Raw genomic sequence first — 17,784 nt, forward strand, 5'->3', positions numbered from 1 at the left:
ACATATTTTTGTTCATATTCAAACAATTGAGTAACTATGTAGCATGAGAAAAAAAGAAGCTACTATTTTAATTGTTGATGATGATGATGATATTTTATTTTCGGCAAGAATTAGTTTGAAAAAATATTTTAATAAAATTATTACCACTAACAATCCTAAGAAAATAGGAAATCATTTAACTGAAACTACAGTAGATGTTGTATTACTAGATATGAATTATCGTATTGGTTTTGAAGATGGTAAAGAAGGATTGTATTGGTTAAAGCACATTAAAGAAGTTAGTCCTGAAACTACTGTTATTTTAATGACAGCTTTTGGTAGTGTTAATTTAGCGGTAGAAGCTATTAAACAAGGAGCTAGCGATTTTGTTTTAAAACCTTGGAAAACTGAAAAGTTGTATAGTGTTGTAAATGCAGGTGTAGAACTTGCTCGTTCTAAACGAAAAACAACTCAACTAGAAACTGTTCAAAAGCAGAAAAATGAAGATTTTCATAAACAAACTGAACATATAATTGGTAATTCACCAGCAATGCAATCTGCTGTAAAATTGGCTTATAAAGTAGCGCCAACAGATGCTAACATACTGATTTTAGGAGAAAACGGTACTGGTAAATATGTGTTTGCTAAAGAAATTCATTTACAATCTGATAGAAAAAACCATCCTTTTATTCATGTTGATTTAGGTTCTTTAAATGAAAATTTGTTTGAAAGTGAGTTATTTGGATATGTAAAAGGAGCTTTTACAGGAGCTCAAAAAGATACTATTGGTAGATTTGAATTGGCCAAAGGCGGTACTATTTTTTTAGATGAAATAGGAAATTTACCCTTACACTTACAATCGAAATTATTAACTGTTATTCAAAATAGAAAAGTAACTCGATTAGGTGAAGGTACTGAAAAACCTATAGATGTAAGAATAATTTGTGCTACTAATGCTCCTATTCATAAAATGGTAGATGAAGAAAAATTCAGACAAGATTTATTATTCAGAATTAATACAATAGAACTTAATTTACCTCCATTACGTGAACGCAAAGAAGATATCATATTATTGGCCGATCATTTTTTAAAAAAACTAACAAAAAAATATAGAAAAGAAATAGAAGGTTTTACTAAAGATGCTAAAGCAGCTATGAATAATTATCATTGGCCTGGTAATATTAGAGAGATTGAACATATTGTTGAGAGAGCGGTAATTATTTCTGATGTTGACAAAATAGATACTACAGATTTACATTTTTCAACAAAAAAAATAGAAGCAAGTTTAGATACGAACTTAAATATTGAAGAAACAGAAAAATTACTGATTCAGAAAGCTTTACAAAAACATCAAGGAAACATTTCAAGGGCTGCAAAGGATTTAGGTTTAACAAGAGCTGCTTTATATAGAAGATTAGAAAAACATAACATATAAAATGGGAAAACCTCAATTATTACAAATAGTAATACGCATTACGTGTATGATTATTAATGGTATTATAGTTTTTTATTTTTTTAAAGAAAATTATGTAGTTAGCGCTAGTGGTTTTTTCTTACTACTAATATTACAGTTGTTTTTATGTATTGATTATATCAAAAAATTGTTTGCTGATATTGAAAAATCAATGGATTGTCTTTTATATGAAGATTATTCAAATACTATTTCTAAAGAAAAAAGAAAAAACCCATTACACAATAAAACCGCTTTATTATTAGAAAAACATCGTAAACTCAGTTTACAAAAAACATCAGAACAAATTATATTTACCAATATAATTGAAAGTTTAAGCATTGGTTTACTAATTCTTAGAAAAGATTCTAATGAAAACATAGAAGTGTTTCAAATTAATAAAGCATTTGTTGAGTTTTTACAGATTCCAAAATTTCATGATTGGAATTTATTGAAAACAAAAATTGGTGCTTTAAAAAATTATATTGATAATTGGAATAAAGTGAAGCAAACAGTTTCACTTACTGTTAATAATGATAAAGAAACATTCTTTTTAAAAACCTCAGTTACAAAAACTAATGAATATAATTACATTATTTTATCATTAGAAACTATTCAACAATTAATTGATAAAAAAGAAAAAGAAGCCTGGTATAAGTTAATGAATGTAATGTCTCATGAAATTATCAATACCATTACTCCTATTAGTAGTTTAGCTGAAAATTTAGATTCATTACTTACAGATGATAGTATTGATGATGAAACAGTTGAAGAACTTTCTGAAGGATTGCAAATAATTAAAAGAAGATCATATCATTTAACTTCTTTTGTTGATACTTATAGAAAATTAGCAGAACTTCCTTTGCCTAATAAAAAAATAGTGAATTTAACTTCAATTGTAAAAAACACTATTTCTTTATTTGATAGAGAATTTAAAAGTAAAGGTATTTTAATATCATATAATACTACCGATAAATTTGCAATTAATGCTGATAAAGAACAAATAGAACAAGTTATTATCAATTTAATTTCAAATTGTATTTATGCTGTAGAGAATATTTCAAATCCAAAAATAAATATTTCAGTTGCTTCTGATAAAATAAGAACTTATTTAAAGGTAACAGATAATGGAATTGGAATTGCTGATGAAATTAAAGACAATATTTTTATTCCATATTTTACAACTCGAAAAAATGGTTCAGGAATTGGCTTAACCTTAACTAAAAGTATTGTAGAAGCTCATAATGGAATTATTCAGTTTGAATCTCAAAAAGGGGAAACTTGTTTTACAATTACTTTTAAAAATTAATGTTACAAATGTGAACAAATGTATTAAAAACGCATAACTACATTTGTAAATACTTTTATTTAACAAATGTAAATTGTTTATTAAAGCATATTTTCGCTACAACAAAGTCATTTAAGTGATAATTGTGATATTACATACTTACTTATGGCGTTTATATACGATAAATATCTTCGAAAAGTCTTATAAACCTATTATTTATTGATTTTCAGCTATTAATAGTCTTTTAAGTCAAGTTACAATTGTATACATCTTATAACTAGCAATAGTTGCTGCAACAAGTATCTTAGAGAACTAATTAAGTGTTACAATCTTCATTAAGTTAAATAAATAGCTTAAAATTTAGCTATTATCCTTCTAAAGAAGTAAATATAGTCCTATATAATGGCTAATCTTAGCTAAATACAATGAAATAAAGTGTTGTTTACAATTGTATTCGACTCTAATAGTATAAAATATCTACCTTTTATAGTCTATTAAGCATTTAAAGGATTAATTGACTGTACAAGTTATTTATGATCATATAATCCTATAATTTATAGTTATTATTTAAGTTTTACAGTTATAAACACCTTTTATTAGCTATGAATTTGCTCTAAAAAACGTTATAGATAAAATTGATACAAAACACATAACTACTTGTTTTACAGTTTTCTAAACAACTTCACTTTAATGATAAATAGAACAAAAAAGACTTCTATAAAGTGCTATTATGCTCCTAAAAACTGAAATAACTTTGTTACAATTGTAAAATTTATTATATTTACAATATTAAACATTACTACTGTTTACATTTGTAAATAACTGTATTATGATTGACCGTATTAAAACCATTATTGAATATTATAACCTATCATCTTCTACTTTTGCAGAGAAAATAGATGTTCCAAGATCTAGTATTTCACATTTATTATCTGGTAGAAATAAACCAAGTTTAGACTTTATCATGAAAGTTGATAAAGCATTTGACGATGTAAATTTAGATTGGCTCTTGTATGGTAAAGGATCATTTAATAAGAAATCAGAAGTTAATAATACTTCCCTTTTTAATACAATAGAAAATGAAATAATTGAAAAACAAGAAGTTATTAAAGAGACAGATATTATAGAAACAAAAGAAAAAATTATAAATATCAATAAATCAAAATCAATAGTTAAAGTTATACTACTATTTGATGATGGTAGTTTCAAAGCATTTAACCAGTAATTTATTTTTTAAGTTACTATTTAAATAATCCCTAATTATTAAAAAAGTCTGTATGTGTGCATGCAGACTTTTTAATTATAAGTATATCTGATATTATAAACATAAAAACATCATATTTTCTTATTAAACTACAATCACTGAGAATTAATTATACTGTATAATCGTACAGAAAATTTCAAATACACGATTCTCAGCGATTACGAAAATCTCAATATTTTATTATTTTCTTTAGCAAATATGAATTTTGTACTTTTTATATTCATTTTTGAAGCTTGTTCAGTGATTTGAAACTTTAATTTCAACTATAGAATACTATTTTTTCAATATTCCCTTAATTTGAAATCAAGAAAAAGGATATATTTTTTCTTTTTTTTCGAAGAATTTTTCAGCAAATTTTTAAAAATAAAATCAGAATTGAGTTAAAACAAAAAATGATGTAATCTAATATTAGACTACATCATCCAAAAACAAAATTTAGTGTTATAATTTGATCAGATCAATTTTACTAAAAACACTTTTCTCAATGTTTTATCTCTAGTGTTCTTATTTACAAAACTACCTTTTAATTTGGTTACTCTATAAAAATCAAAATCTTTTACAATACTAAAATCTATGTGATGCTTTTTTAAATAACTAATATCATTTTCATTGACATAAAATAGTTTTCCTGAAAAATTTAATAACTCATTTTTATCAACTCTAATAACAGGTTTTTCTAAATAAAATTCTGTTTCAAATTTATGAGCATTACTCAAAAAATGAATTGGTTCATTTTTAAAATTTACATTAGCATACTTTGCTGCATTCACACCTCCTTGATAATTAAACAATGTTGGATAAAAATGTGTTAGCATAAAAGCATATAAAAAGCTAAATGAAATTGCTGCATAATAAAATAACTTTTTAATAGTATCAAAATCTGATTTTATCACTAACCTTATCGATAGTAATACTAAAATTAAAACCACTAATATTAACCAGTTAAAATCTGGAACCATTATTAAACTAATAACAGGGACTACAATTATAGACAATGCAATTACAAACCATAATATAATTTTGTATGCTTTATGAAATTTTAAATATTCATTATTCAATCGAATTATAAAATCGGCCGTTATGATTGACATAAAAGGAAATACAATATTGGTATAATGTGCTAACTGAAATTTACTCAATGAAAAAATACCGACTGTAGCTAAAGTTGCAAAAAGTGTATAAAACTCTTCTTCTTTTTTTACTTTTTTTATGTTTCTCTTAATCTTTAAAAATGTTGCTAAGTAAAAAATTATTCCCCATGGCAAAAATGCCCAAAGAATTGTATGAATAAAAAAGAAAATATCTCCATTTCCCTTTATAGGACCTGTATTAAAAAATCGTCCAAATTGGCTATCCCACAAGAAAAATCGTATTCCAGAAACATTTGTTTTTCCAAAAACTGTTTTTTCTGGGTGTAAGTCAAACTGCTGATATAGAGAATATAACTCGGGAATAATAAAAATAAATATTAATACAATTGATAGAAGCCACATCGGATTTGCTATTTCTTTCCATTTTCTTTTTACAATGAAATGTCCTCCAATTCCTGCGACAATTGGTATCAATGCAAAAATTCCTTTAGTCATTACTGCTAAACCACAAAAAAAAGATCCTAAAATTATATACGATATTTTTTTTGATTGTATGTATTTAAAGAAGTAGTACAAACCAGCTACAATAAATCCTGTTAAAAAAGGTTCAGCTCGAACATCAAAATTTGAAATTACACTATGTAATGAAGTTGATAAAATTATAGAAGCTAAAATAGCTGTCTTTTTGTCATAAGCTTCTTTTGCAAATTTATAAGTAATCCAAACTCCAAAAAAGAAAATTAATACTCCTGGTAATTTGTATGAAAAATTTGAAACACCAAATATTTTAAACGAAATAGCTGTTAACCAAAAAGGTAAGTGAGGTTTGTCTAGCCAATCTTTTCCTAAAGAATACAAATTAATAAAATCATTATTTAAGTACATTTCTTTAGAAATGGAAGCATACAAAGCTGCATCTGGTGGCATTAATGTTAATGGTAAACCTATAATAGTAACAATTATTATTAAAATAATTACTGCTGAAAATGGAGTTATTTTTTTCATATATAATGGATCATTATGTTTTTTATACCAAAAAACTCATACACTTTAAGTATATGAGTTTATGAATGTTATAAGTAATATTGTATTATAAACACAATTATTATTTTATGATTAAGTTAGCATTCCGCCATCTACTGATAAAGTTTGGCCAGTAATGTAAGCACTCATATCTGAAGCTAAAAATACACAAGCATTAGCAATATCTTCAGGAGTTCCTCCTCTCTTTAATGGAATTTCATTTCTCCAACCTTCTACTACTTTCTCATCTAATTTAGCTGTCATTTCAGTTTCAATAAATCCTGGAGCAACTACGTTACTACGAATATTACGAGAACCTAACTCTAAAGCAACTGACTTTGAAAAACCTAAAATACCTGCTTTTGAAGCAGCGTAATTAGCTTGTCCAGCATTTCCTTTTAAACCAACTACAGAACTCATATTAATAATTGAACCTTTACGTTGTTTCATCATTGGACGAATAACCGCCTTAGTTAAATTAAAAACAGACTTTAAATTTACTTCAATTACTTTATCAAAATCGTCTTCAGAAATACGCATTAAAAGGTTGTCTTTAGTGATACCTGCGTTATTTACTAAAACATCTATAGTTTCAAACTCTTCTAAAACATTTTTTGCTAATTCTTGAGCAGCATCAAACTCAGCTGCATTTGATTGATATCCTTTAGCTTTAACTCCTAATGCTTTTAACTCTTCTTCAAGAGCATTTGCTGCATCAACAGAAGAGTTATATGTAAATGCTACATTAGCACCTTGTTTAGCAAACTCTATAGCTATTCCTCTACCAATACCTCTAGTAGCACCAGTAACAATAGCTGTTTTATTTTCTAAAAGTTTCATTTATTTAGTTGTTATTATATCGGCTTCAAATATAAAAATAAAATCCCGCTAAAGAAGCATCTTAACAGGATTTTGATTTATATATGTAAATTTTGAATTACATTTTTATTTTCTTTGACTTCTCGTAATTAAATAAATGATCAACATCTAACTCTTTAACTTTTCCTAGCTTAGATAATGATTCTAAATCGATATCTTTTTTATTAGCTAGTACCATAATATTATAGTCTTGCCCTTTAATATTAGTTTCAAAAAAGTTTTTTAGATCTTTCATTGTTAGATTCTTGATAGCATTATAAATTTCTTCTCTGTTATCATTATCTAACCCTCTTCTCTTTAAAGATTCATATGTCCAAAAAATACTTGTATCATTAATTCTTTGAGTTTCAATTTGCTTTAACGCAGCTTTTTTTGCTGCATCAAATTGCTTTTTTGCTTCAGGCATATCATTCATTAAATCCATCATGGCATTTACTGCATCAGGCAATTTGTTTGCTTGAGTACCTATATAGGCATAGGTAAAATCAGGATCATCTTTTTTAGCGGCATTACCATAAGCTGAAAATGCTGAATAAGCTAACGATTTTGACTCTCTTATTTCCTGAAATACTATAGAAGATAAACCACTACCAAAATATGAATTAAACACGTTAGAAACAGCCATTTTCTCAGGATTAAACTTCTCTCCTTTTGCTAAAAATAGCATCTCAGCCTGTACCATATCGTAATTCACGAAATATACATTATCACCTGTTTTAGCAAATTCATATGACTTTTTTTCCTTTGGATAATCTTTTAAATCTGCTATAATATTATGACTTTTTTCTAATGATGATTTCGCTTCATTTAAATCATTTCCATAGTATAAAACTCTATGTTTATAATTCTTTAAATCTTTAACGATGCTAACCAATTCTTCTGGATCAAAACCATTTAACTCATCAATTGTATAAATATCTCTTAAACGTGATTTTTCTCCGTACTGACCGTAACTCCACAAACCATTCCACATAATTTGTCCCTTACTAAGTTTATTATCACTACGTTGTTTAGCTATTTTATCTACATATTTATTGTACGTTTCTTGGTCTGCTTTTGCATTGTTCCATAAATCTTCTAGTAAAGCTAATCCTTTATCTAAATTTTCTTGTAAACCTGATAAATAAACATAAGATCGTTCTCCTCCTGCACTTACACCATAATCAATACCTATTTTATAGAACTCTTTTTTAAGTTCTTCAGGAGAATATTTATCTGTTCCTAAGTATTCTAAATAACCAACTGCAATTGGAAGTTTCTTATTATGATCTTTCCCCATATCAAAAACAATATCTAACTCAGCTAAGTCATTATCATTATTTTTAACATACTCAACTTCAAGTCCATTAGAAATTTTACTTTTCTGAATTACTTTTTTATAATCAATGAATTTTGGAGATATTTTTGGAGATTCAGTACTTGTTACATTAGCCACAAAATCAGAAACTTTCTCTCTATTTAATTTATTAGGAGTAATTTTAGGTTTTGGTACTTTCACTAAATCACCTACTTTTCCTTGTCTTTTGTTTACAACAACATAATTTTCCTTGTAAAAATTATTCGCGAATTTAACTAGATCATTCTTTTTTATCTTTCTTAATTCATCTAAGAATTTTACTTTATCTCCCCAATCTTGGAAGTGAATAAATGCAGAAACGTATTGATCTGCAACTGACCTAGCATTAGCATTTTGCTTTACTTCATTTAATTCAAAATTCTTAACAACTGCATCAATAATCCAATCTTCAAATTCTCCTTTTTTAACTTTTTCAATTTCACCAAGTACTAATTTTGTAGCTTCTTCTAAAGTCTGATTATTTTTTGGTGTAACATAAAATTGGTGAAAACCATAATCATTCATAAATTGAGTAGAACTACCTGCATTTTGAACTTTTTGTTTTTGATTTAAATTTAAATCAATTAAACCTGCGGTACTATTATTTAAAATATAGTCGATTATAGTAAGAAATTTTTCATCTTCAGAACCAATTCCTTGACTACGAAAAGCAATACTAGCTCTGGCTGTTTCAGGTCCTGTAACATTTCTTACAATAGGTTTATCAATTGCTACTTCTTTAGCTCTTTCCGGATACGTAACTTCCTTTGGTTTCATGTCTCCAAAAGCTTCACTTACTTTTTGAATTGTTTCTTCAAACTGTAAATCACCAACCAAAATTATAGCCATGTTGTTTGGTACATAATACTTATCAAAATATGCATGAATAGCTTCCATTGACGGATTTTTCAAATGCTCAGAAACACCAATGGTTGGTTGTTGACCATATGGATGATTTGGAAATAAAGCATCCATTAAAGCATATCTTGATCTTCTAAAATCATTATCCTGTGCTCTATTATATTCCTCATAAACAGCTTCTAACTCTGTATGGAATAACCTTAAAACTAACTCACCAAAACGCTCTCTTTCAATTTTTAACCATTTGCTTAATTCATTAGCAGGTATTTTATTAGTATAAACAGTTTCCTCATGCCATGTCCAAGCATTAGTCCCTTGAGCACCTAAACTGTTTATAGCATTATCATATTCATTAGCAATAGCTAATTTTGAAGCCTCATGAGAAACTTTATCAATCTCTTCATAAATTTTCAATTTCTTTTCAGGATCTTTTTCTGCTTTATGCTTTTCATATAAATCAGAAATTTTCTTTAATTCTACTTTTTCCTTTTCAAAATCTACTGATCCAATTTTACTTGTTCCTTTAAACAACATGTGTTCTAAATAATGAGCCAAACCAGTATTATCTGAAGGGTCATAAACTGAACCTGCTCTCACAGGAATATAAGTTTGAATTTTAGGTTCTTTAAAATTTTGAGCTAAATATACCTTAAGTCCATTTTCTAAAGTATACAATCTCAAGCCAGTAGGATCATTTGTGTAACTTACATAATCATATCCTTTGTTGTCTTTTTTCTTTTCTATTTTAACCTCTTTATTTTCAGAGGTATTGTTTTTTGTCTCTTTGCAGCTAATACTAAAAATAGTAAACAGTGAAACAATGATAATTTTGTTTAAACATCTCATTATATAGCATTTATAAATAGTTTGTAAAACAAAAATATCTTATTTTTTGACATATCAAAACATGCAAGTGTTATTTTGTGTTATTATATGTTAATGCAAAAAGCCAGACACTTGACAGTATCTGGCTTTTTTGAAAATATGCTTATTTAATTTTTAGCTATAAATTAAGCTAAAACTTTAGCTACCATTTCTCCGATTTTAGCAGGAGATTCTACAACGTGAACTCCGTTTTCAGCTAAAATTTTCATTTTTGCTTGTGCAGTATCGTCAGCACCACCAACAATAGCACCAGCGTGTCCCATTGTTCTACCAGCAGGAGCAGTTTGTCCAGCGATAAAACCAACAACAGGCTTACGGTTACCATCAGCTTTAATCCAACGTGCAGCTTCAGCTTCTAATTGACCACCGATTTCACCAATCATTACGATTGCTTCAGTTTCTTCGTCATTCATTAATAATTCAACAGCTTCTTTAGTAGTAGTTCCAATAATTGGATCTCCACCAATACCGATTGCTGTAGTGATACCATAACCTTGTTTTACAACTTGATCAGCAGCTTCATATGTTAATGTACCTGATTTAGAAACAATACCTACTTTTCCTTTTTTGAAGATAAAACCTGGCATAATACCAACTTTAGCTTCATCTGGAGTAATTACTCCTGGACAGTTAGGACCAACTAACGTACAATCTTCTTTTGAATCAATATATGATTTTACTTTTACCATATCAGCAGTAGGAATACCTTCTGTGATACAAATAATTACTTTAATTCCAGCTTCTGCAGATTCCATAATTGCATCAGCAGCAAATGCTGGTGGTACAAAAATAATTGAAGTATCAGCTCCTGCTTGCTTTACAGCCTCATCTACTGTATTAAATACTGGCTTTCCTAAGTGCTCTTGACCACCTTTACCTGGTGTTACACCTCCAACAATGTTAGTTCCATAATCAATCATTTGACCAGCATGGAAAGTTCCTTCACTTCCTGTAAAACCTTGTACAATAATTTTTGAATCTTTATTTACTAAAACGCTCATTGGTTTATTTTTTATTTAAGTCAAGCAAAAATAGTTTTTTAATTGAGTATTACCAATTAAATTATTGTTACTTTTTTTCGTTACTTGTTTGATTTTTTAAATATATAACTTCTCTCATCGTTTGTCTATACTTTTTCTGCGGAGTTCCAAAGTATACACCTTTTTTAAGTGATTTCATTACACCTGTTTGTGCCATTAACACTGTTCCTTTTTCAATGTGTAATCCACTTACAACACCTACTTGTCCCCAAATGGTTACTTCATCTTCTATTACCGTACAACCAGCAATACCAGTTTGAGCAGCTATTAAACACTTTTTACCTATTACAGTGTCATGCCCAACATGTACTTGATTATCAATTTTAGTACCTTCACCAATAGTAGTATCTCCAGTTACTCCTCTATCTATAGTACAAGAAGCTCCTAAGTCTACATTATTTTCAATCACAACTCTACCACCAGATACTAAAGGATCAAAACCTTCTGGTCTGTTTTTGTAGTAAAAAGCATTGCTACCTAACACTGTATTAGAATAGATAATCACATTATCGCCTATTATACAGTTGTTATTAATAGATACATTTGAATGTATAATACAGTTTTTACCAATCTGTACGTTTTCTCCAATGAAAACATTTGGTTGTATAACTGTATTTTCTCCTATAACTGCTGAAGAAGCGATACTTTCTTTAGAAGCTATAAAAGGATTAAAATGTTTTGTAATTTTATTGAAATCTCGAAAAGGATCATCTGATATCAATAAAGCTTTTCCTTCAGGACAATCAACTTCTTTATTAATTAATATGGTAGTCGCTTTAGATTCTAAAGCTTTATCATAATATTTAGGATGATCAACAAAAACAATTTCACCTTCTTGCACAACATGTATTTCATTAATACCTGTTATTGGAAAATTTTCTTCTCCTACAAATTCTACAGATAATAGCTCTGCTATTTGTTTTAAAGTTTGTGTCTTTTCGAACTTCACTTGCTGTTGTTAGTTTTTCTTTGATGATTTAAATGAATCATGACTTTTTATGAAAGAATCTTTAAACCTTTCAAATCGATTGGTCAATGTCCACGACATAATCATAAACAAATCACTTTCAGACTCTATTAAAGAAATTAAATAGCTTATTTGAATATTTTCTACTTCACCTTTAAACACGTACTGCTTAACAGGATAACCGTTAATTGTTTTAGTCTTTAATGGGGTAATTTCTAAATTTTCAATACTCTCTTTAAAACTTTCTATTTGGTAATAGTCATAATTCTCTAAAGGTGACTTTTCCTCTTTGTAAATTTCATATTCTTTAAACGAAGTCATTACTTCGTCTATTGGCTCATCTATAACAATTGTATAAGCTTCTTTAAAAACATTGGCATAAGCAAGAGAAGCGTCGTCATTTAAGCTTTTCATCTCCTTCATGTACCTTGGTACTCTTAAAGAATATAAAGAATCTACAGTTATAGTTTTAAAATCTTTAGCTGTTAGATTATCTTTTTTTTGACTTATACTTTCAATATTACATGATGTTAAAGCACCACATACAAGCATAAATACAATAGCAATTTTTTTCATCTTATTAAGCTTTTATACGCTCAGAATAAGCTCCTTTTTCTGTATCGATTTTAATTTTGTCTCCTTCATTAATAAATAAAGGTACATTTACTCTAGCACCAGTTTCAACTGTAGCAGGCTTAGTTGCATTAGTTGCAGTATTTCCTTTTACACCAGGCTCTGTATGAGTAACCTCTAAAATTACATGAGAAGGCATCTCTACAGATAAAGGTAAACTATCTTCAGTGTTAATTAAAATAGTTACTACTTCTCCTTCTTTCATAAATTCAGCACCATCTACTACTTTCTTTTGTAAAGTAATCTGATTGTAATCTTCAGTATTCATGAAGTGTAAATCTTCTCCTTCTGCATATAAATATTGAAATTTGTGAGTTTCTACACGAACGTCTTCAATCTTGTGTCCTGCTGAAAATGTGTTATCAATTACTTTTCCAGAAGTAACACTTTTTAATTTTGTTCTTACAAAAGCAGGACCTTTACCTGGTTTTACGTGTAAAAATTCAATAATTTTAAAAATATCGTGATTGTACTTAATACATAATCCTTTCTTAATATCTGAAGTTGTTGCCATGTTATTTTGATTAATTTGTTTTGTAATATCCTTTCATAATACCTCTGTGAGAATCTTTTATAAACTGAATAATTTCATCTCTTTCAGAAGTTGCTTGCATTTCTGCTTCAATAATTTCTATTGCTTGTGAATTATTGTAGTTTTTCTGAAATAAAATTCTATAAATATCTTGAATTTCTCTAATTTTTTCTGTCGTAAATCCTCTTCTACGCAATCCAATAGAATTGATTCCTACATAAGAAAGTGGTTCCCTTGCTGCTTTTACAAAAGGTGGAACATCTTTTCTTACTAAAGATCCTCCTGTTACAAAAGCATGATTTCCTACAGAAGCAAATTGATGTACAGCTACCATTCCAGCCAATACAACATTATCTCCAACTGTAACATGTCCCGCTAACGTAGAATTGTTAGAAAAAATACAATTATTACCTACGATACAGTCGTGTGCAATATGACAATATGCCATTACCAAACAATTATCACCAATAACTGTTTTCATTCTATCAGATGTACCACGGTTAATAGTTACACATTCTCTAATGGTTACATTGTCACCTATAATAACAGTAGTTTCCTCGTCATTAAACTTTAAATCCTGAGGAATTGCGGAAATTACTGCTCCAGGAAAAATTCTACAATTTTTTCCAATACGAGCACCTTCCATTATAGTTACATTAGAACCAATCCAGGTACCAGAACCTATCTCTACATTCGCATGAATCGTTGAAAACGGTTCAATTACTACATTTCTAGCAATTTTTGCTTGGGGGTGTACATACGCTAACGGTTGATTCATACCTCTATCCTATTTATTTTACTTTACTAATTTGTGCCATTAACTCTGCTTCTGCTACCAGTTTCCCATTTGCATAAGCATAAGCTTGCATGTGAGCAATTCCTCTTCTTATAGGAGTTATTAACTCACTTTTAAATATTAAAGTATCGCCTGGTAATACTTTTTGCTTGAATTTAACTTTATCAATTTTCATGAAATAAGTTAAATAGTTTTCTGGATCAGGAACCGATTTTAAAACCAATACACCACCAGCTTGAGCCATTGCTTCAACTTGTAATACACCTGGCATTACTGGTGCTCCAGGAAAATGTCCAACAAAGAAATCTTCATTCATTGTTACATTTTTCATTCCCACTACATGTTTATCTGATAACTCTAAAATTCTATCAACTAATAAAAATGGTGGTCTGTGCGGTAAAACATCCATAATTTCATGGATATCCATAATTGGAGGTTGATTTAAATCGTACGTTGGTACGTTATTTCTCTTCTCCTGCTTTATAATTTTAGCTAATTTTTTAGCAAAAGTTGTGTTTACTAAATGTCCTGGTTTGTTAGCTATAACTTTACCTCTAATTTTAGTACCAACCAATGCTAAATCACCTATAACATCTAATAATTTATGTCGGGCTGCTTCATTAGCCCAACGCAATTCTAAATTGTCTAAAATTCCGTTAGATTTAATCTTAATATCGTCTTTGTTAAACGCTTTTTTAAGTTTTTCAGTAGTAGTGTCAGATAATTCCTTATCTACATAAACAATAGCATTGTTTAAATCTCCTCCTTTAATTAAATCATGCTCTAATAACGTTTCAATCTCATGTAAGAAACTAAACGTTCTTGCTGATGATATTTCTTCTTTAAAGTCTGAAATAGTATCTAAAGTTGCATTTTGTGTTCCTAATACTTTCGTACCAAAATCAACCATAGTGGTTACTTGGTACTCATCTGAAGGCATTAAAATAATTTCACTTCCAGTATTTTCGTCTTTGTAAGTGATAATTTGTTTTACAACATACTCTTCTACTTCTGCATCTTGTTCAATTACCTTAGCTTCTTCTAAAGCTTCGATAAAATATTTAGATGAACCATCCATAATTGGAGGTTCAGATGCGTTTATCTCAATTAATAAATTATCTATTCCTAAACCTACAGCTGCTGCTAAAACATGTTCTGATGTATTTATTTGTACACCATTTTTTTCCATGTTAGTACCTCTTTGGGTATTGGTAACATAATCTGCTTTAGCTTCAATAACAGGAGCACCTTCTAAATCTACACGTTTAAAAGCAAATCCAAAATTCGTTGGTGCTGGTTTAAAAGTCATGACTACCTCGTTTCCTGTGTGCAATCCTACACCAGATAAGGTAATTTCATTTTCTATAGTTCTTTGTTTATTACTCATCTTTATTATTTTGAGCTTTAAAGTTTTTTTCTAGTTTATGTAAGGTTGATATTGTTTTAGGTAAGTTTTTAAAATGAACATACGATTTATTAAAATCGTTATATCCAAATGCTGGTGAGCCTTGTACAACGTCATTATCTTTAAGATTTCGTCCAATACCAGATTGAGCTTGTATTCTTACTTTATCTCCTATTGTTAAATGACCTACAATTCCTACTTGACCACCAATCATACAATACTTTCCTACTTTAGTAGAACCAGCAACACCTGTTTGAGAAGCAATTACAGTATGCTCTCCTATTTCAACATTGTGCGCTATTTGTATTTGATTGTCTAACTTAACTCCTTTTCTAATGATTGTTGATCCTAAAGTGGCTCTATCTATTGTTGAGTTCGATCCGATATCTACATTATCCTCAATTATCACATTTCCTATTTGAGGAACTGCTTTATATTCACCATTTTCATCTGGAGCAAAACCAAATCCATCAGATCCTATGATACAACCAGAATGAATTTTACAGTTTGATCCTATAACAGACTCAGAATAAATTTTTACTCCTGCAAAAATAGTAGTATTATCACCAATCACTACATTATCACCAATGTAAGAACTTGGATAAATTTTTACGTTATTTCCTATTTTTACATTGTTTCCTATGTAAGAAAATGCTCCAATATATTCATCTGTTCCAATAACTACAGAATCAGATATAAAAACAGGAGCTTCTCTTCCTACTTTATTGTTTTTTACTTGATTGTAGTATTCTAATAAAGTGCTGAAAGATTTATAAGCATCATCAACTTTTATTAATGTTGGTTTTATTTCCTTTTCTGGAGTAAAATCTTTATTAACTATAATAATTGATGCTTCTGTTGTATATATATATTGCTGATATTTAGGGTTTGCGAGGAACGATAATGATTCATTTTCGCCTTCTTCTATCTTAGATAATTTAGAAACAATCTCTTCTGGATTACCTTCTACTTCTCCGTTTAAAATATCGGCTATTTGTTTTGCTGTAAATTTCATTAGTTGCAAAAGTAATTATTTTTTGTGGAATGAATATTCAGATTCCTAATTCACCTCAAAATTCTTTGGATAACAGCAAAAGTATTTAACAACAGGCTTTGATAATGTTCTTAAATTCAAATGATCAGAAGCTTTAACAATGTCTTTTACTTTACCTTTTTTAGTTAAAATTTTAATAGGATATTTTTTACTATAGGTTTGATTAGAAACTTTATCAAAAATTATAAAATCATCTACATACTCTTGTTTAACTCCTAACTTTTGAACTAACTTATTTTTTAATTTGTCTTCAAACTTTTGAGTAAACTCTTTTTCACGCAGCTCTATTCTAAGTAATTTTCTATGAATTATCATTTTAGAAAGCCTTGACAACACATAATCTTCATGATTACACCAGCTTTTAATTGCAGATAACACATCATAGTCATCTAACATTGAAAACTTTTCCAAAGTTTCATCAGTAAACTTTTCTTTGTCAATACTATTAGATAAAAAATATTGTAATGTATCGTTACCTGGAATTTTTACTCCATCTTTTGCTAAAGATTTAGCTCTTTGTAAAATTCTTACCAATAAAGTTTCTGCTGATAATGAAGTTTTGTGCAAGTAAACCTGCCAGTACATTAATCTTCTAGCTATTAAAAAGTTTTCTACTGAATAAATTCCTTTTTCTTCAATAACTAATTCATTATCTCTAACATTCATCATTGCAATTAATCGATCTGATGAAATATTTCCTTCAACAACTCCTGTATAAAAGCTATCTCTTTTTAAATAATCTAATCGATCAATATCTAACTGACTTGATATTAATTGATGAAAAAATTTTCTGGAATAGTTTCCTTCAAATATTTCAATTGCTAAACTCAATGCTCCATCAAACTCTTCATTTAATTTCTTCATGAACAGTAATGATATTTCCTCATGTGCTATACCATCTACAATACTGTGTTCTAAGGCATGTGAAAAAGCTCCATGCCCCATGTCATGTAACAAAATGGCTATACAAAGTGCCGTTTCTTCTTCTTCAGAAATATCAATATGTTTAGAGCGCAAAGCTTGAACAGCTTTTTGCATTAAATGCATACAACCTATTGCATGGTGAAATCTAGTATGATTTGCTCCTGGATATACCAAATTGGTCATTCCCATTTGTGATATTCTTCGTAATCGTTGAAAATAGCGATGCTCGATAATATCAAAAATCAAAGAATTAGGAATAGATACCAGACCGTAAATAGGATCATTTAATATTTTTAGCTTATTCGTTTTTGTTTTGCCCAAAATAATGTACATTGATGTTTCAACAAATGTAAACTCATTTTTGTAACTATACCAAA

14 protein-coding genes are annotated in these 17,784 nt (G+C 28.6%); 3 read left to right on the forward strand and 11 right to left on the reverse strand.

The annotated features are described in order from the left end of the window. Positions 1–43: 43 nt before the first annotated feature. From EYW44_RS11720 to EYW44_RS11730, 3 genes are all read left to right on the forward strand, one after another. The gene (locus tag EYW44_RS11720; RefSeq protein ID WP_132723857.1) at positions 44–1,414 is read left to right on the forward strand and encodes a sigma-54-dependent transcriptional regulator; all 1,371 of its coding nucleotides are present in this window, start codon (positions 44–46) and stop codon (positions 1,412–1,414) included. A 1-nt stretch (position 1,415) separates the two neighbouring features. After that, complete coding sequence (locus tag EYW44_RS11725) at positions 1,416–2,738, forward strand: sensor histidine kinase (RefSeq protein ID WP_132723858.1); 1,323 nt, start codon at positions 1,416–1,418, stop codon at positions 2,736–2,738. 808 nt (positions 2,739–3,546) lie between these two features. Further along, on the forward strand, positions 3,547–3,942 hold the full coding sequence (locus tag EYW44_RS11730; protein WP_132723859.1) for a helix-turn-helix domain-containing protein: 396 nt from the start codon (positions 3,547–3,549) through the stop codon (positions 3,940–3,942). A gap of 491 nt (positions 3,943–4,433) precedes the next feature. Here EYW44_RS11730 and EYW44_RS11735 read toward each other — a convergent pair whose 3' ends face one another. The 11 genes from EYW44_RS11735 to EYW44_RS11785 form a co-directional block, all read right to left on the reverse strand. Then, entirely contained in the window at positions 4,434–6,077 is a 1,644-nt protein-coding gene (locus EYW44_RS11735) for an ArnT family glycosyltransferase (RefSeq protein WP_132723860.1), read from the reverse strand. 111 nt (positions 6,078–6,188) lie between these two features. Next, positions 6,189–6,935, reverse strand: coding sequence for a 3-oxoacyl-[acyl-carrier-protein] reductase (fabG, locus tag EYW44_RS11740; protein ID WP_132723861.1), 747 nt, complete (start codon positions 6,933–6,935; stop codon positions 6,189–6,191). A 97-nt stretch (positions 6,936–7,032) separates the two neighbouring features. Beyond that, positions 7,033–10,017 carry a M16 family metallopeptidase gene (locus EYW44_RS11745; RefSeq protein WP_132723862.1) on the reverse strand — a complete coding sequence of 995 codons (2,985 nt, stop codon included), beginning with the start codon at positions 10,015–10,017 and terminating at the stop codon, positions 7,033–7,035. Between the two features lie 164 nt (positions 10,018–10,181). Continuing rightward, positions 10,182–11,057, reverse strand: a complete 876-nt coding sequence (gene sucD / locus EYW44_RS11750; protein ID WP_132723863.1) for a succinate--CoA ligase subunit alpha — start codon at positions 11,055–11,057, stop codon at positions 10,182–10,184. A gap of 67 nt (positions 11,058–11,124) precedes the next feature. After that, positions 11,125–12,045 carry a UDP-3-O-(3-hydroxymyristoyl)glucosamine N-acyltransferase gene (locus tag EYW44_RS11755; RefSeq protein WP_132723864.1) on the reverse strand — a complete coding sequence of 307 codons (921 nt, stop codon included), beginning with the start codon at positions 12,043–12,045 and terminating at the stop codon, positions 11,125–11,127. A 9-nt stretch (positions 12,046–12,054) separates the two neighbouring features. Continuing rightward, on the reverse strand, positions 12,055–12,639 hold the full coding sequence (locus EYW44_RS11760) for a hypothetical protein (RefSeq protein ID WP_132723865.1): 585 nt from the start codon (positions 12,637–12,639) through the stop codon (positions 12,055–12,057). Positions 12,640–12,643: 4 nt separating this feature from the next. Then, the gene (gene efp / locus EYW44_RS11765) at positions 12,644–13,210 is read right to left on the reverse strand and encodes an elongation factor P (protein ID WP_132723866.1); all 567 of its coding nucleotides are present in this window, start codon (positions 13,208–13,210) and stop codon (positions 12,644–12,646) included. Positions 13,211–13,220: 10 nt separating this feature from the next. Continuing rightward, positions 13,221–14,006, reverse strand: a complete 786-nt coding sequence (gene lpxA, locus EYW44_RS11770) for an acyl-ACP--UDP-N-acetylglucosamine O-acyltransferase (RefSeq protein ID WP_132723867.1) — start codon at positions 14,004–14,006, stop codon at positions 13,221–13,223. Between the two features lie 13 nt (positions 14,007–14,019). Continuing rightward, positions 14,020–15,411: a bifunctional UDP-3-O-[3-hydroxymyristoyl] N-acetylglucosamine deacetylase/3-hydroxyacyl-ACP dehydratase gene (locus EYW44_RS11775; RefSeq protein WP_132723868.1), complete on the reverse strand. Its 1,392-nt coding sequence runs from the start codon at positions 15,409–15,411 to the stop codon at positions 14,020–14,022. Then, a complete protein-coding gene (lpxD, locus tag EYW44_RS11780) occupies positions 15,404–16,444 on the reverse strand; it encodes a UDP-3-O-(3-hydroxymyristoyl)glucosamine N-acyltransferase (RefSeq protein ID WP_132723869.1) in 1,041 nt (346 codons plus the stop codon). Before lpxD ends, EYW44_RS11775 begins: the two co-directional genes overlap by 8 nt. Positions 16,445–16,489: 45 nt before the next feature. Further along, the gene (locus tag EYW44_RS11785) at positions 16,490–17,740 is read right to left on the reverse strand and encodes an HD domain-containing protein (protein ID WP_132723870.1); all 1,251 of its coding nucleotides are present in this window, start codon (positions 17,738–17,740) and stop codon (positions 16,490–16,492) included. Positions 17,741–17,784: the final 44 nt, after the last annotated feature.

This window comes from Tenacibaculum sp. M341 (assembly GCF_004337695.1).
Classification (GTDB): Bacteria; Bacteroidota; Bacteroidia; order Flavobacteriales; family Flavobacteriaceae; genus Polaribacter.

Excerpts from the sequence above, each read along its gene's own strand:
- efp (WP_132723866.1), bottom strand. The coding sequence starts at position 13,210 with ATGGCAACAACTTCAGATATTAAGAAAGGATTATGTATTAAGTACAAT.
- fabG (WP_132723861.1), bottom strand. The coding sequence starts at position 6,935 with ATGAAACTTTTAGAAAATAAAACAGCTATTGTTACTGGTGCTACTAGA.
- lpxA (WP_132723867.1), bottom strand. The coding sequence starts at position 14,006 with ATGAATCAACCGTTAGCGTATGTACACCCCCAAGCAAAAATTGCTAGA.
- EYW44_RS11785 (WP_132723870.1), bottom strand. The coding sequence starts at position 17,740 with ATGTACATTATTTTGGGCAAAACAAAAACGAATAAGCTAAAAATATTA.
- EYW44_RS11730 (WP_132723859.1), top strand. The coding sequence starts at position 3,547 with ATGATTGACCGTATTAAAACCATTATTGAATATTATAACCTATCATCT.
- EYW44_RS11720 (WP_132723857.1), top strand. The coding sequence starts at position 44 with ATGAGAAAAAAAGAAGCTACTATTTTAATTGTTGATGATGATGATGAT.
- EYW44_RS11725 (WP_132723858.1), top strand. The coding sequence starts at position 1,416 with ATGGGAAAACCTCAATTATTACAAATAGTAATACGCATTACGTGTATG.
- EYW44_RS11745 (WP_132723862.1), bottom strand. The coding sequence starts at position 10,017 with ATGAGATGTTTAAACAAAATTATCATTGTTTCACTGTTTACTATTTTT.
- EYW44_RS11735 (WP_132723860.1), bottom strand. The coding sequence starts at position 6,077 with ATGAAAAAAATAACTCCATTTTCAGCAGTAATTATTTTAATAATAATT.
- EYW44_RS11760 (WP_132723865.1), bottom strand. The coding sequence starts at position 12,639 with ATGAAAAAAATTGCTATTGTATTTATGCTTGTATGTGGTGCTTTAACA.
- lpxD (WP_132723869.1), bottom strand. The coding sequence starts at position 16,444 with ATGAAATTTACAGCAAAACAAATAGCCGATATTTTAAACGGAGAAGTA.
- sucD (WP_132723863.1), bottom strand. The coding sequence starts at position 11,057 with ATGAGCGTTTTAGTAAATAAAGATTCAAAAATTATTGTACAAGGTTTT.
- EYW44_RS11775 (WP_132723868.1), bottom strand. The coding sequence starts at position 15,411 with ATGAGTAATAAACAAAGAACTATAGAAAATGAAATTACCTTATCTGGT.